The sequence below is a fragment of the Roseibium sp. RP-7 genome (assembly GCF_053005225.1).
This window is the reverse complement of record NZ_JBRKQA010000001.1, coordinates 2,375,165-2,390,653: the sequence shown is the minus strand read 5'-3', so window position 1 is coordinate 2,390,653 and position 15,489 is coordinate 2,375,165. Positions and strand designations below refer to the sequence as shown.

Annotated in this window: 13 protein-coding genes; 8 read left to right on the top strand and 5 right to left on the bottom strand. The window is 56.3% G+C overall.

Going from position 1 to position 15,489, the window contains the following annotated elements; genetic code table 11:
- Positions 1 to 191 precede the first annotated feature (191 nt).
- Both ACVDG9_RS10835 and ACVDG9_RS10830 read left to right on the top strand, forming a co-directional pair.
- Positions 192 to 563: a helix-turn-helix domain-containing protein gene (locus tag ACVDG9_RS10835; RefSeq protein ID WP_228148044.1), complete on the top strand. Its 372-nt coding sequence runs from the start codon at positions 192 to 194 to the stop codon at positions 561 to 563.
- A 427-nt stretch (positions 564 to 990) separates the two neighbouring features.
- Positions 991 to 2,448, top strand: coding sequence for an NAD-dependent succinate-semialdehyde dehydrogenase (locus tag ACVDG9_RS10830; RefSeq protein ID WP_055653901.1), 1,458 nt, complete (start codon positions 991 to 993; stop codon positions 2,446 to 2,448).
- 33 nt (positions 2,449 to 2,481) lie between these two features.
- On the opposite strand, the gene ACVDG9_RS10825 is transcribed toward ACVDG9_RS10830, so the two are convergent.
- From ACVDG9_RS10825 to ACVDG9_RS10810, 4 genes are all read right to left on the bottom strand, one after another.
- Positions 2,482 to 5,247 (bottom strand): EAL domain-containing protein, encoded by a 2,766-nt coding sequence (locus ACVDG9_RS10825; protein WP_447237953.1) that lies wholly within the window; start codon positions 5,245 to 5,247, stop codon positions 2,482 to 2,484.
- Positions 5,248 to 5,323: 76 nt separating this feature from the next.
- Positions 5,324 to 6,361: a FecR domain-containing protein gene (locus tag ACVDG9_RS10820; protein WP_228868503.1), complete on the bottom strand. Its 1,038-nt coding sequence runs from the start codon at positions 6,359 to 6,361 to the stop codon at positions 5,324 to 5,326.
- A 336-nt stretch (positions 6,362 to 6,697) separates the two neighbouring features.
- Complete coding sequence (locus ACVDG9_RS10815) at positions 6,698 to 7,399, bottom strand: FecR domain-containing protein (protein WP_447238301.1); 702 nt, start codon at positions 7,397 to 7,399, stop codon at positions 6,698 to 6,700.
- A 764-nt stretch (positions 7,400 to 8,163) separates the two neighbouring features.
- Positions 8,164 to 8,883, bottom strand: coding sequence for a glycerophosphodiester phosphodiesterase family protein (locus ACVDG9_RS10810; protein WP_447237952.1), 720 nt, complete (start codon positions 8,881 to 8,883; stop codon positions 8,164 to 8,166).
- A gap of 423 nt (positions 8,884 to 9,306) precedes the next feature.
- Here ACVDG9_RS10810 and ACVDG9_RS10805 point away from each other — a divergent pair, with 423 nt between their 5' ends.
- The 5 genes from ACVDG9_RS10805 to ACVDG9_RS10785 all read left to right on the top strand — a co-directional run bounded on the left by ACVDG9_RS10805 (position 9,307) and on the right by ACVDG9_RS10785 (position 13,913).
- Positions 9,307 to 9,891, top strand: a complete 585-nt coding sequence (locus ACVDG9_RS10805) for a YceI family protein (protein ID WP_022999451.1) — start codon at positions 9,307 to 9,309, stop codon at positions 9,889 to 9,891.
- A gap of 52 nt (positions 9,892 to 9,943) precedes the next feature.
- A complete protein-coding gene (locus tag ACVDG9_RS10800) occupies positions 9,944 to 10,528 on the top strand; it encodes a cytochrome b (RefSeq protein ID WP_077293030.1) in 585 nt (194 codons plus the stop codon).
- A 23-nt stretch (positions 10,529 to 10,551) separates the two neighbouring features.
- Positions 10,552 to 11,109 carry a YceI family protein gene (locus ACVDG9_RS10795; protein ID WP_447237951.1) on the top strand — a complete coding sequence of 186 codons (558 nt, stop codon included), beginning with the start codon at positions 10,552 to 10,554 and terminating at the stop codon, positions 11,107 to 11,109.
- Positions 11,110 to 11,260: 151 nt separating this feature from the next.
- A complete protein-coding gene (locus tag ACVDG9_RS10790; RefSeq protein ID WP_447237950.1) occupies positions 11,261 to 12,898 on the top strand; it encodes a fumarate hydratase in 1,638 nt (545 codons plus the stop codon).
- A 421-nt stretch (positions 12,899 to 13,319) separates the two neighbouring features.
- Positions 13,320 to 13,913 carry a L,D-transpeptidase gene (locus ACVDG9_RS10785; RefSeq protein WP_031268808.1) on the top strand — a complete coding sequence of 198 codons (594 nt, stop codon included), beginning with the start codon at positions 13,320 to 13,322 and terminating at the stop codon, positions 13,911 to 13,913.
- A gap of 80 nt (positions 13,914 to 13,993) precedes the next feature.
- On the opposite strand, the gene ACVDG9_RS10780 is transcribed toward ACVDG9_RS10785, so the two are convergent.
- Entirely contained in the window at positions 13,994 to 14,641 is a 648-nt protein-coding gene (locus ACVDG9_RS10780) for a TetR/AcrR family transcriptional regulator (protein ID WP_447237949.1), read from the bottom strand.
- A gap of 314 nt (positions 14,642 to 14,955) precedes the next feature.
- Between ACVDG9_RS10780 and ACVDG9_RS10775 the strand changes: the two genes are divergently transcribed.
- A complete protein-coding gene (locus ACVDG9_RS10775) occupies positions 14,956 to 15,426 on the top strand; it encodes a nuclear transport factor 2 family protein (protein ID WP_022999458.1) in 471 nt (156 codons plus the stop codon).
- Positions 15,427 to 15,489 lie beyond the last annotated feature (63 nt).

Genomic DNA, 15,489 nt, shown 5'->3' with positions numbered 1-15,489 from the left:
TCCCGTTCCCGGCAAATCTGACAGGGGCGAAGCGTGTAGCCGCCGCTGGAAACCGCGATTGCGACAAATTGCCCGCCAACGGTTGCGGTGCACTTGTGTCTCGTGCGAGTGTGCCCGCCATGACCAAACAATTTATGAGAAATACTCCGTCCCATCCGGAGGAAACCGTTTTTTCGGTGACGGAGACAGCCGTGAATGACGGGGGTGCAATCATGTCGGTGAACAGCAGTGACTACACTCTGGGTGAACGGATCTGCAAGGCGCGCGATGCCTCCAATCTTTCGACCGCCCAGCTTGCACGTCGGCTGGGCATCAAGACATCCACCCTGCAGAGCTGGGAAAGTGACCGGTCCGAACCGCGTTCCAACAAACTCGTTTTGCTTGCCGGTATCTTGAATGTAAGCCCGACGTGGCTGCTGGTTGGCCGAGGTACACCGCCGGTTTCGGAAAGCAGCACGACCTCCGATCTCGACAGCATGCGCGTTGCCCTCGACAGGGTTCAACGCCAGGCTCAGGCACTTGCCGACGAGATTGCCACGCTACAGGATCGTCTTGAAGGCTGATCCATTTCGCTGAATGACCAATCTTCTTGTGACGGCCGCCAATAAAAAGGTGGCCGTTTTCAAACGTGTGATTTGCTTGGCTCAAAATTCTGCAAAGCAATGGGACTGGTGTCCTTCGGCGCAGGCGTTAAGTGCATCAGCCGCATCCCCGCCCTTCTTGGGTCGCCAGACCGTGGCCTGACTGCTTGTTTGTCTGCCCGCTATTTTCCGGCACCAGTACGCTTGGCCGGGAAAAGCGCTTGCCAGACCTCGCGCCTCCCCCCTATCTCTAGGTCAACGATTTCCTGGCCGGAATCGAGCGAAGGCCCGAAAGCTGGACCCTCCAGCCTTTCTGGCTCCGCTCCTCGCGTTCGTCAGAATGCACTCACTGCCGGGCGATCCGTCAGACCACCAGCGTCTGCCCCTCTCACGGTTCAGGAAACTACCCATGTCATTGAATGCTGCACTCTTGAAGGAAAAAGTGTTTATCGGCGGAGCATGGAGCGACGCGGACAGCGGACAGACCGTCGCCGTAACCAACCCTGCGACCGGAGAGACAATCGGAACCGTTCCCTTTTGCGGGCGCCCTGAAACCGCAAGGGCGATTGCGGCTGCCGAGGCCGCGCTTCCTGCCTGGAAAGCGCTGACGGCCGAGGCACGGGCCAACCATATGCACGCTCTCTGCGATGCCATCATGGCCGACCTGGACGACCTGGCCGCCCTCCTGACCACGGAAATGGGCAAGCCGCTTGCAGAAGCCAAAGGCGAAATTGCGCTTGGTGTGAAATACATCCGTTTCTTTGCCGAGGAAGGCAAACGGGTTTATGGCGACACCATCCCCTCGCCCTGGGCAGACCGCCGCATTCTGGTGACGAAGGAACCTGTCGGGGTCGTCGGCTCGATCACTCCCTGGAATTTTCCGAATTCGATGATTGCCCGCAAGCTTGGCGCAGCCCTGGCCTCCGGCTGCACAATGGTGATGAAGCCTGCCGAATTCACCCCTTATTCAGCGCTGGTCTACGGCGTGATGGCGGAAAAGTCCGGTCTTCCCAAGGGCGTGATCAACATCATCACAGGTGACGCTCCGGCGATTGGCGAGGAGATGTGCGAGAACCCCGTCCTGCGGAAACTGACGTTCACCGGTTCAACCCGTGTCGGCAAGCTGCTGGCCGGGAATGCTGGCCGCAACATGAAGAAGATCTCCATGGAGCTTGGGGGCAACGCGCCCTTTATCGTTTTCGACGATGCCGACCTCGACAAGGCCGTCGAAGGAGCAATTGCCAGCAAGTTCCGCAACTCCGGGCAGACCTGTGTCTGTGCCAACAGGCTCTATGTGCAGGCAGGCGTCTACGACGCTTTTGCCCAGAAGCTGAAGGACGCGATGGCAGCGCAGCTGAAGGTCGGCAACGGTCTTGAAGCCGGAACGACCCAAGGCCCGCTGATCAACGAAGCTGCGGTCGAAAAGGTCGCCGATCACGTGCAGGATGCGCTGTCCAAGGGTGGTGAACTTATTACAGGCGGACACCGCCCCAACGGCCCGGGAACGTTTTTCGAGCCGACACTGATCACCAAGGCGACGTCCGATATGAAAGTGGCGCGCGAAGAAACCTTTGGCCCGCTTGCCGTTCTGTTCAAGTTCGACACTGAAGAAGAAGCGGTGCGACTTGCCAATGACACCGAATTCGGCCTCGCCTGCTACTTCTATACCAAGGATCTTGGCCGCACTTTCCGCGTCATGGAACAGCTTCAGTACGGTCTTGTCGGGGTCAACGAAGGCGTCATCACGACGGAGGTTGCTCCCTTTGGCGGCGTCAAGGACAGCGGCATGGGCAACGAAGGATCGAAGTACGGCCTGGACGATTATCTAAACGTGAAATACAGCTGCATCGGCGGCCTCGGCATGTAATTGCCTTGCGTCCCGGCCCAACGCCGGGACGCATTACGCTGCGTTGAGCAGTGTCGACTGGAGATTGGCGGAACTCATGGGGCGCCCGAAAAGGTAGCCCTGACCGTACTTGCAGCCCAGTTCGCGAAGCCGCTCTGCCTGTTCACCGGTTTCGATGCCCTCGACGATGACGGACATTCCATAGCCCTTCGCCATATGCAGCACTGCCTCGATCACGGAGATGTCCTGTTTGCTGGCGATCGACTGGCGAACAAACGTCTTGTCGAGCTTGATCTTCGAGAACGGATACTTGGGCAGGTAGCCGAGTGAAGAATAGCCGGTCCCAAAGTCGTCCAGTGAGAAGCTGCAGCCGAACGCCCGCATTTCTTCCATGGCAAACTTCAGGTCGAGCGTTTCATCGATGAACAGGGATTCCGTGATTTCCAGATCCAGTAGGTCCGAAGGAAAGCCCGTTCTTTGCAGCGCCTCGCCGACAGTGGCAACAAGATTGCCGCGACTGAACTGTATGGCCGACACATTGATGGACAGACGGAGGTGGCTCGACCAGGTCAGCGCTTCCTTCATTCCCCTGTTCAGTGCCCATGCGCCCAATTCCACGATATAACCGTTCTCCTCGGCAATCGGGACGAACTCGGCGGGCGAGATCGGTCCCAATTCCCGATGGTCCCATCGCAGCAAGGCTTCAACACCGAAGATCGACCGGTCGGCCAGATTTGTGAGTGGCTGATAGACCATGTGCAGCTCGTCACGGACGATTGCCTTGAAGAGTTCTGTCTCCAGTTGGCGCCGGCGCTGCAGCGCTGCGTCCATCTCCGGCAGAAAACGCAGGACCGGCGACCGGTTGTTTCGCCGGACTTTGGCCAGTGCATTGCCGGATTTCTTCAAAAGATGCTCGGGTGTCATGTCTCCACTGGTAACGATGTACCCGAACTTGAGCTGCACCGAGATCCTGGCGCCTTCGATCTTGTAATCTTCGCCGATCACTTCCTGGAGTGACTCGATCAGCGCCAGATCCTGATCCGGCTCACAGCGAAATACGCCTGCAAAAACATCTGCTGTAATGGCTGCCCATGTCGTGCGAGCGGAAAGATGGCTTTTCAGACGCATCGCGACCGTTTCACGAAGCTGGTCACCGTAGGAAAATCCGAGCGAAGCAACGATCTGATCGAAATTGGCAATCGCGAACTGAACCAGACATACTTCCTGGCCCGTGCCGCGAGCCAGCTTAAGCGTTGCGGCAACTTCTTCTTCAAAACCGTTCCGGTTGAAAAGCCCGGTGCTTGGATCGAACCGTGCGAGATAAGCAAGGCGTTCCGCGGATTCCTTTTCTTCCGTCACATCCCGACATGTCAGACAGGCGACCGCTTCGATTTCCATATCGCGCAGTTTCTTCGATTTCGCGACCGTGCGTTCAGAGCGCGTGACGACATATTCGATAAACCGGCGTCTTCCGTCATCCAGGCGCATGTCCAGGATCTTGGCCACCGGCTGACGGTTTCCAGGATCTGCAAGAACTGACAAAGCTTCTTCAACCAGCTCCAGCGGCAGTACAATCCTGGCAGGCTTACCGACAAGAGCATCGCTTTGGAACAACGAGCGGGCCATTTGGCTTGCAGCGGAGACACGACCGTCATTCTGAAGGACGACGATTGCATCAAAGCTGTCGTCGAAGACAAGACCGAGCATACGCTCGCTGTTGCGGCGTCTGACGTTGGCGATGTGCGAGAGGAACTTGTGAAAGCCCAGTTCCCGCAGGACGATGCTTGCGGCTGCCAAAAGCAGAATGAGATGCGAACTTGCGGTCGGCACAAGAACGGGAGCCGACTTCTGGATGGCAATGGCACCAATTTCAAACATGATCGCACAGAGTGCCAGAATGCTGATCTTGAGGGACCAGCCTTCAATTTTCGTCAGAAGCAGAGCGAAGAAAACAAGGAGTGCCCACAGGACCGCAATCCCCTCACCCCTGACTTCCATGGCCCTGTTCTGCAACAGCGTTTCGGCGCCGAGAGCCTGGATTACACTTCCCGGCAAGACATCGTAGACGGGAACAGGAAACAGGTCGCGAAGCTCCTGCGCACTTGCACCGACGATCACCTTCTTGTCCAGAAACAGACCTGGGGCCGCTGACTTGTTCAGGACATCAACAAGCGATACCCGCTCAATCTGTTCCAGTGAGATACTGTAATCAATGCCGAAACTTCCGGCTGCGTCTCCGGTGTACTCACCCAGGAGAGCCGCGGCAGAGATCTCCGAATTCCCATTGATTTCGAAACCGTACAGATTTCGCCAGATGCGGCTGTCGGTTTCCATCGGAACCATGACGACGACCGGCCAGGCTACATTCAGAAACTGTTCGATCGGCTGGTTGACGACTTCCCCAGCGTGCTGTTCAGCCGAAGCAGCTTGCCGAAACACGGCAAGGCTGACGTTACCGGCGCGCTCGATCGCGGCTGCAAACAGCGTGTCATCTTCAGGATTGGAAGCTGAGCTGAAATCGATGTCGAATACGATGTCGCGGGCGCCCGCTTCAGCCAGATGATCTGTCAGGTCGGCATAAAGACGGCGCGGCAATGGCCATACGCCGAGTTCATTCAGGCTTCTGGCATCGATATCCACGACCACGATGTCGCCGGAGACCGGTCTTTCGATCGTGTGGAAACGAAACTCCCATAGAAACCGGTCGAACGCCGTGGTCAGGGCAACCGTGCGCAGAACAGCCACAGCGGCGATCACGCCGACCACGATCAAGACCGCGCTCGCTATCCGTTTCCGCTGTTCAGAGCTTCCGATCAGCACACCCACCGCCCACTTTCTCAGTCCGCACTTCAGGTGTCAGTGGCATAGCCTCGCACCTGCGGCATCCTGATTACCGTCAATTCTTGTTTTTTCCGTTTCCGTTTCCGGAATTGCCTTTGCCGTTCCCGCCGGCATTGTTGTTTCCGCTCCCGGAATTGCCATTTCCATTGCCACCGGAATTCCCGTTGCCGTTACCACCGGAATTGCCGTTACCGTTTCCGCCTGCGTTGTTGTTACCGCTTCCGGAATTGCCATTTCCGTTGCCACCGGAATTCCCGTTGCCGTTGCCGCCGGAATTCCCGTTGCCATTGCCACCGGAATTGCCGTTACCGTTTCCGCCAGAATTCCCGTTGCCATTACCACCGGAATTTCCGTTGCCATTGCCGCCGGAATTGTTGTTACCTTTGCCGGCATTCCCGTTCGAGTTCGCCGATTTCGCTTCTGCTGCATTTGATGGCACGTTTTTCACGGCCGGCGTTTCGAATGCAGGCGCGCGCTTGGCTCCAGATTTTACGGTCGGTTTGGTGCGACCGCTTACAGACAGGCCAACCCGGTTCGACGGTGCACTGGCAGCAGCCTGACCGGCTGTCAGGTCCACCCTGTCGCCGGAAGCGAAATCTTCCACAGCGACGACGCCACGTTCGACGGAAACGCGTGCCTGCTTGCCCTGCACATTGACCTCAAATCGCGTACCTTTGACCACAGCGGCAAAGAACGGGGTTTCGACGGTGAAATGCGGCTGCTGCCGTTTTTCAACATCGACCTCGATCGTCCCCTTTCTCTGCAGCAGCGTGGTCTTTGTTCCATTGCTGCGGAATGATGACATGGCAAAGGTGGTGTTTGGCCCAACGGCGATGGTTTCGCCGCCTCTGCCTATGAGAGCGCGGGCACCTGCCCTGGTTCCGATGGTGTAGCCTTTTTCAAACACCATGCCCTTTTTGACACGGAATGCTTCCACGCCAGGCGCAACGAAATAAACGATGCCGGACACACGTTTGACGACCCAGTCCGAAGCATTCGCAGCAGCAGGAAACAGGACCAGAGCTGCAAGCAAGAGGACCCGCAGAAGTGATCCTGCTTTCCGCTCAACTGAATACATAGCGTCTTTTTTCATCTTGCTCTTCAACACGTTACGACTGAATGTCAATGCCGTGCGCAGAACCCACGGACAGGTTTATTGAGCTCTACACATCCTGTGTAGCATTTCAGCGTTTAACCCAACGTGAAGACAGGCGGAAAATATTGCCTATGCTCGTCACTAGTTGCGATAAACGACTACTTCAAAACAGAAAGGAGCTAGGTAATCTTCCGTAACATACGGAGTTACCCAGCCCGACCTCCACGACTTGCGTCCGGCAATACGGATTGCTTGTCGTCATATTCCTGGAACGCCTTCAGCAGCAGCGAGATTTAATATCCCGGGCGATGCCTTTTCGCAGACGGAGTGGCGTTACCGACCCTTGCCATTTCCGTTGCCACCGGAATTGCCGTTGCCATTGCCGCCGGAATTGCCATTGCCGTTGCCGCCGGAATTTCCGTTGCCATTGCCACCGGAATTGCCGTTGCCGTTGCCACCGGAATTGCCATTGCCGTTGCCACCGGAATTTCCGTTGCCATTGCCACCGGAATTCCCGTTGCCATTGCCACCGGAATTGCCATTGCCGTTGCCACCGGAATTCCCGTTGCCATTGCCACCGGAATTCCCGTTGCCATTGCCACCGGAGTTGCCATTGCCGTTGTTCCCCGAGCGGGAATTTCCAGCATTGCCCCGGTTGCCGCCATTGGCAGCTCTTGCTTCAGCTTTGGTAGCTGGCACGTTTTTCACTACGCGCGTTTCGAATGAAGGGGCCCGTTTGGGGCCAGAACGCACTTCAGGCTTGTTCTTCCCGCTGACGGATAGACCGACGCGGCGCGAAGGGTTGGTTGCGGCCGCCTGACCGGCGCCCACGTCGGCACGATCTCCGGATGCAAAATCATGAACACCGACAACGCCCCGCCCCACATTGACCGACGCAGTCCTGTTGCCAACCTTAACCCTGAACTGAGTTCCTTTGACAACAGCGGCAAGGAAAGGGGTTTCCACCTTGAAATGCCGATACCACCGGCGCTTTACGTCCACATCTACCTGACCACGGTCCTGGTAGACGACCATTCGCTTGATCAGGACGCCCTTCGGCTCAAGCGTCACAACAGAATTTGGAGAAACAACGAATGTTTCTTCACCCCGATTGATGACTACACGCCCACCGCCGGTCTTGATCTTCCATCCCTTGCGCACCGTCATGCCACGCTTGACAGCAAAGGTCTCGCCGGTACGCGTTTGCACCATGACCCGGCCGCTGACGCGTTCGACCGACCAGTGCCACGGCGTGCCACCCGTCTCCTCGTCTTGCGACAATGCCTGTTGAGAAAACCAGAAGGCCATAAGGGCAGCCAGCAGAAGCGACGCTGCCAACCGCATCCGGCGTTCCCAGAACTGTCCAACGTCATCAGCTTTTGCTGCCATGCAACTGGCCTGACCTGAGCGATTGACGTTTATTTTGTTGGACATGGGAGCCCTCTCTTGGCCCGGCTTCAGAAGCTCGGCAAGCTATTCCGCCCCCGTTAACAAGACTTGAATTATAATGGGAAACCTTTTTATTTCATTCTTTTAGTAAAAATTGTTCTATCATCTAACGTTTCCAACTTTTTCCCATATTAGATAAAATTTTAATATTAAAACTATTTAAGATTGTATTTTTGGATTACTAGAGAAAAATCACAATCATAGATACCTGCGATCCCTGATCGAAATGGCGTATGAGGCTCAAAATATTTTTTCAATCAATCCAAAACAAATCGGCCAGGAACCCGTAAGTTCCCGGCCACGCCAGTCAATGATTTCCGTCGCAGTGCAAGTTGCATAACGCCGGAGCGTCAGACTGTTGCCAAGAGCTCTTTTTCCACGGACTTGAAAATTTCGACCTGGTCGATGTTCATTTGTTCGACGCCGCAGCGCACGGCTTTCTCGAAAACGGCTCGTTCAGACCCGGCGTAGAACATCTGCGTAATCAATCCGGCCTGCTTTGCCTCGTTTATGAGGTTCTCTTCCAGGTCATCTTCATGGAATTCCAGGATATGTGCACCCTGGGCAACGGCGCGCTCGACCGAACCAACGTGAGCGTAAAGAACCATGCGTCGCAGATCCGGTACCTTTGCACGGGCTTCAGCGCGGATTGCCTGATCGAACGAAAACGTCCAGGCGTCGCTCAGCATGCCGCGGACTGCCAGCATGTCGCGAATTTCCGCGGGATCGCCTTCCTTGATCTCAACATAGGTGCCAATACGGCCCTTGCAGGTATCCAGAAACGCGTCGAGCCTTGGAACTCGCTCGTTCTTGAAGGTCTCCTTGAACCAGTTTCCTGCATCAAGAAGGTCAATTTCGTCGGAAGTCATATCCGAAATTCGGCCACTTCCATTCGTCGTCCGGTCAACAGTTGCATCGTGCATCACGTAGAGGATGCCATCCCTGGACGGCCGAACATCCAACTCGACAACCTCGGCGCCAAGCGCAATTGCTCCCTCGAGCGAGGCAATCGTGTTTTCCGGAGCCTGAAGGCTGGCTCCGCGGTGGCACACAACGACGGCTTGTTTCACGGTTAGGTCTCCTGTGTCTCCAGAGTGATATCCGGAGCTTGGATAGGGCTGGCAAACGGCCACTCTAGAGGGAAGTCGATGAAACAGGTGCCTGAAATTCTTGATGAAATGATGACACTACAACTTCCCTCGCAATTTCATGTGCTTACCGGATGCGACAACCCTTAATTGAATGACTGAACAATTAACTTCACGCTCGGAACTCTATCGCGATTCTCACCCAATACCGCAGGGTCGACTTTCTATCCCCCTGACGCTTGAAAATCTTTCCAAAGCCACACAGTTAACGGTGAAGAAATCAACTGAATTATTGTTCAGCATTTACGAACAGTCAGTCAAATTGCACCGCACAATTTTCTTCCTATGTTCCAGTCTGCAGCGTTCATGAGCGAACGCTTCTGGTAACATCTATGAGGTTTGATCATGATCCGTCTCGCAGCTTCTGCGCTTGCCCTTTCCCTCGTCGCAGGCACCGCCCTTGCCGAACCGGTGGCCTACGACTTCGACAAGTCCCACGCCAACCTGGCTTTCTCCTATAACCACCTTGGCTACTCCACGACCGAAGGCCGTTTCGGCGAATGGGAAGGCACGCTGCTGATCGACAAGGACACGCCTGCCAATTCCTCCATCGAATTCACGATCGACGTCGGCAGCCTCGACACGTTCTGGGCAGAGCGCAACGCGCACTTCCTGAGCGCGGACTTCTTTGACGCTGAAAAATTCCCGAAGGCGACCTTCAAGAGCACCAAGGTCGAAAAGACCGGCGACAACCAGCTGGAAGTGACCGGTGACCTGACCATCAAGGACATCACCAAGCCGGTGACCCTGACCGTTGATGTCACAGCACTTGGTGAGCACCCGATGGCGAAGAAGGAAGCTGCCGGTTTTGCCGTTTCCACAGTTCTGAAGCGTTCCGACTATGGAATGGACATGTATGTTCCCTATGTAGGTGACGACATTACCGTGACCTTCCATTCCGAAGCGCTCAAGTCCGACGCGACCAACTAAGTGAACACCCTCGGAGGCCGGACAGACCGGCCTCCGTTTTCCAGGAGCCGCCATGCTGCGCAACACTTCAACCGGGTATGGAAGAATCGCCATTGCGTTCCATTGGACGATGGCAGTCTTGATCATTGGCATGCTTGGCCTCGGCCTCTACATGCACCAGCTTCCCCCGACCGAACAGGCAACCTTTGAGCTCTATCAGTTGCACAAGTCGATCGGCTTTGTGGTGCTGACGCTTGCCGTGCTCCGTCTTGTCTGGCGCCTTCTCAATCCTTCGCCGAAACTGCCTGACAACATGCACCCGCTGGAAAAGGCCGGGGCGCATCTGGGACATGTCGGCCTGTACGCGCTTTTGTTTGCTTTGCCACTGACCGGCTGGTTCATGGTGTCGGCCTCGCCGTGGGGCATTCCGACCATCCTGTTCAACACCTGGCCAGTGCCGCATCTGCCGGTTCCAGGTGTGCTTGGTTCGCAGGAACAGGCGGAAACCTTCTTCAAGCTGCTGCATGAATATGGGGCCTATTTGCTGATTGCGCTGATTGCCGTTCATGTCGCAGCAGCGCTGAAACACCACTTCATCGCCCGCGACGCCACGTTGAAACGCATGATTTCAACCGCACCCGCCAAGGCCGATAGCTGACAACACGAACTGGAAATCCGCAGATGACATTGAAGCATTTTACATATGCCGTTGCAGTCCTGTCGGCGACGACCTTCACCGCACCGGCGTTTGCCGACACCTGGAAAGTCGATCCGGACAAGAGCAAGCTCGGCTTTGAAGTCAAACAGGGCGGCGGCACGCTGACTGGCGTCTTCGCGTCGTGGGAAGCAGACATCGATTTTGATCCTGCGGCCCCTGAAACCGCCAAGATCAGCGCTGAAATCAAACCCATGAGCGCCACCACCGGCAACGCCCAGTTCGATGGCACCCTGCCTGGCAAGGACTGGTTCAACGCCGGGGACTTCCCGACGGCCGAATTCACGTCCGACGCTGTCGAGCTTGTCGAAGGCAACAGCTACCGGGCACAGGGCACGCTCTCCATCAAGGGAATTTCCCAGCCGGTCGAGATGGATTTCACCCTGGACATCGCGGGCGACACCGCCACAGCTAAGGGGACGGCCATCGTCAACAGGCTCGACTATCAGCTTGGCAGCGGCGTCGGCACCGACACGGTCGGAGATATCGTCACCGTTACCCTGGATCTTACGGCGATCCGCTGACATCGCGTTCGGCAAACAAGACTTCCGGCTCCGACCATTTGATCAGGCTGCGGCACTTGGCGTCCGCAGCCTTTTTGCCGTATGAGAACAGCACTCAACGTTCCAGCGCTTCCCGATGTGACGGGAAGCAGCCAGATCAGGAAAGCCTCCTATGAACGCTCCGCTCACACCTCCAGCTTATCAGCACAGCGCCCTTTTCCCTCAGGGAGAAGACAAGACCCCGTATCGGAAATTGACGTCGGACCACGTCAAGACAGCCGAGTTCAACGGCGAAGAGGTACTGGTTGTCGAAGCTGAAGGTCTACGCCTTCTTGCCGAAGAGGCCTTCAAGGACATCAACCATTTCCTGCGTCCAGGCCACCTGGAACAGCTGAAAAAGATCCTGGAAGATCCGGAAGCGACCGAGAACGACAAATTCGTTGCGTTTGACCTCCTGAAAAACGCGAATATCGCCTCCCACGGTGTTCTGCCGATGTGCCAGGACACGGGCACCGCAATCATCATGGGCAAGAAGGGCCGCCGGGTCTGGACCGACGGGTCGGACGAAGCCGCACTCGGCGAAGGTTCCCGGGACGCCTATTTCAAAAAGAACCTGCGGTATTCCCAGCTTGCGCCGATTTCCATGTTCGAGGAAAAAAACACGAGCAACAACATGCCGGCACAGATCGAGCTCTATGCCGAAGGTGAAGATGCCTACAAGTTCCTGTTCATGGCCAAGGGTGGCGGTTCGGCCAACAAGACCTTCCTGTTCCAGGGCACACCATCCCTGCTGACCCATGACCGGCTGGCGGAATTTCTCAAGGAAAAGATCCTCACGCTCGGTACTGCTGCCTGCCCGCCCTATCACCTTGCGATCGTCATTGGTGGCACGTCTGCGGAAATGAACCTCAAGACAGCAAAACTGGCTTCGGCCCGCTATCTTGACGGCCTGCCGACGCAAGGGTCGGAACTGGGACATGCCTTCCGTGACCTTGAACTGGAAGCCGAGATCCACAAACTGACCCAGGCAACCGGCGTCGGTGCCCAGTTCGGCGGCAAGTATTTCTGCCACGATGTGCGTGTCATTCGCCTGCCGCGTCACGGCGCGTCCTTGCCAATCGGCCTCGCCGTGTCCTGCTCTGCTGACCGGCAGGCCGTCGGCAAGATCACGAAAGACGGGATTTACCTGGAGCAACTCGAGATGCACCCGGAAAAATACCTGCCGGAGGTCACCGACGACCACCTGTCCGACAATGTGGTCAAGGTCGACCTGACCCGGCCGATGTCCGAAATCCTGGGCGAACTTTCCAAACACCCGATCAAGACCCGGTTGTCGCTTTCCGGACCGCTGATCGTTGCCCGCGATCTTGCCCATTCCAAGCTGCGCGACCGGCTGGAAAGCGGCGAGCCCCTTCCCGACTATTTCAAGAACCATCCGATCTATTACGCTGGCCCGGCCAAGACACCGGAGGGAATGCCTTCAGGTTCGTTCGGTCCGACAACCGCAGGACGCATGGACGCTTATGTCGATCAGTTCCAGGCAGCCGGCGGCTCCATGGTCATGCTGGCCAAAGGCAACCGTTCCGCTCAGGTGCGCCGCGCCTGCCAGGCTCATGGCGGATTTTATCTCGGCTCCATCGGCGGTCCGGCCGCTCGCCTTGCGCAGGATTGTATCAAGAAGGTGGAAGTGGTCGAGTTCGAGGAACTGGGCATGGAAGCCGTCTGGAGAATCGAAGTCGAGGATTTCCCGGCCTTTATCGTCATTGATGACAAGGGCAACGACTTCTTCAAGGAATTGAACCTCGGCTGAACGCGGCTTCAGCTGAAAACACCAGACCCGCGGCTTTTGCCGCGGGTTCTTTTTTGTCTGTCGACACACCAACAACAGTAACCACGCGCCGTTTTGGCGCGATTTGGATCGCGGTCATACGATTCGGAATCAGGCGCGGAATCGCCCAATCCGGATCAAAGATAGCTGACGATTTATGCCAAGGCGGGCAAATTCCACAATCTCAGCGAGCGAACGCGTCTTCATCGCGTTTTTCACGAAAAATCCGTTGCAATTTCAGCACAGACGCAGGACATGGTCGGTGGTCACATCAACGTGAGATTTTCCCGAACGCCGTTTTGCGACATAATAATTAAGAGTGCGGCAAGGACATTTTCGTAACGTCACTTTGATTGAGAATCGCATCGTTGAGGCACCAGCCCGATGCTGATGGGGGATCGGAATGAAGAAACTATTATTTGTAATGGTTGCGGTTCTGGCGGGCGCTTTTGCGCTGACCGCTCAGGCAGCTCCGCGATATGGCTACTTTGACCACAGCACGAACACCTGGGTCACTCCGAAATATCACCCGGGCGGCCCGTCCCCGGTCAAACGCAAGCGCGTGAAATATGATGGCCCGTACCCTGCAGGCACGATCGTCATCGATACCTCCGAGCGTCGTCTTTATCATGTCCTGCCTGGTGGCAAGGCCATGAAGTACGGCGTCGGCGTTGGCAAGGATGGCTTCCAGTGGGCCGGCACGCACCGCATCACCCGCAAGGCTGAATGGCCGAGCTGGACCCCGCCTGCACAGATGCGTGCTCGTGAACGTGCGAAAGGCCGTATCCTTCCGGCTTACATGCCGGGTGGACCGAACAACCCGATGGGTGCTCGCGCGATGTACATCGGCTCGACCCTCTACCGCATTCACGGCACGACTGAGCCGTGGACCATCGGTTCGGCTGTCTCTTCCGGCTGTATCCGTCTGGCAAATGAAGACGTGATCCACCTCTACAACAGCGTGACTGTTGGTTCGAAGGTCATCGTGAAGCGCTAAACTGCGGCACCAATTATCAAGAAATAAAGCCGGGCCCTGCCCGGCTTTTTTTGATGCTCACTTCTAAATCCCAGACTTGATCAATTTTCCGGGATGTGCGCATCGATCAGCACCGCTGCCGCGTTCTTTGCCGCACCTGACGGATCCGGGTCGAACCCCATCTGAGCGCCAACGATTGCCCCCTCCTTGAGAAGGAGGATCTGACGTGCCAGCAGATCCGCCTCGCGAGCCCCCGCCTTTTCCGCAAGGCTCCTGAGTGCCGACAGAAGCAGGCGCTTGTGTTCGGTGGACTGGGCATATGCAGGGTGTACGGGGTCCTGAAACTCAGCCGATGCCTTGATGAACATACATCCCTTGAAACCGGGTTCTTCGAACCACTCTTTCAAAATATCAAAAACTGCGAGCAGCTTTTTCCTTGGCGAAAGATCGCGTTCATCCAGCCTGCGCAGGAACCAGTTCCGGAAAGTCTCGTCCCGGTATCTCAACACCGCCAGGATCAGATCATCCTTGGTTCTGAAATGCTTGAACATCGTCGTCTTGGATATGCCTGTTTCAGCAACAAGCGTATCCATGCCAGTCGCATGGAAACCGTCTCTGTAAAAGACAGCTAGAGACTTGCGTACCAGTTCATCGCGTTTGCTTGGTCGCATGAGCTTCCTTTCTGTACTGACTTGTAAATAGTCAAACATCAGCGATCGTTCAAGATGCCCAAAATAGGTGCTGCCCAAACAGCCGAAACACGACCTCCTCACGTTTTAATGATCTCAGGCACGAAGTTAGCGCCTTGCAATCATGTACAGATCGGTACATATATAACTCGTAACTGAACAGATCGGTACACATTTATCTGTTTAACACTGCGAGGCAAACCCATGTTCTCACCAAGACCTGCATATCCGCGCGGCTTCTATCTCTTCGGCGCACTTGTTGCCGGGGTACTTGTGATCACATCAGCCTTGACCCCGCCCCCCCAGCCGCTGGACGCCCGCCTTCATGCGGGGTTGGCCTCGTCTCCTCAAATTCAGACCCTGGAGCTTGCGCGATGACAGAACAGCGCCCCCCACTGCCGCCTTTTACCCTTGAGACCGCCCGCCAGAAGGTGCGCGCCGCGGAAGACGGCTGGAACAGCCGGAACCCGGAGAAGGTCTCGCTAGCCTATACACCGGACACCATTTGGCGGAACCGGTCGGACTTTCCGGTCGGTCGGGAGCAAGTGGTGGAATTCCTCACCAGCAAATGGCAGAGGGAACAGGAGTACCGCCTGATCAAGGAATTGTGGACCTTTGCCGGCAACCGGATCGCTGTTCGCTTTGCCTACGAATGGCACGATGCGGCCGGACAATGGTACCGCTCCTACGGCAACGAGAATTGGGAGTTCGCACCCAATGGCCTGATGCATCGCCGATTTGCCAGCATCAATGATCTCGCTATCTCAGCGAATGATCGCAAGATGCACTGGCCTCAGGGCCCGCGCCCGGCAGACCACCCTGGCCTGAGTGAACTCGGACTTTAGCCAGCCACAACTCTAATTAGCCCGCGAAAGCCCGGAACGTTTCAAGACGTTCAAGCAACCGGT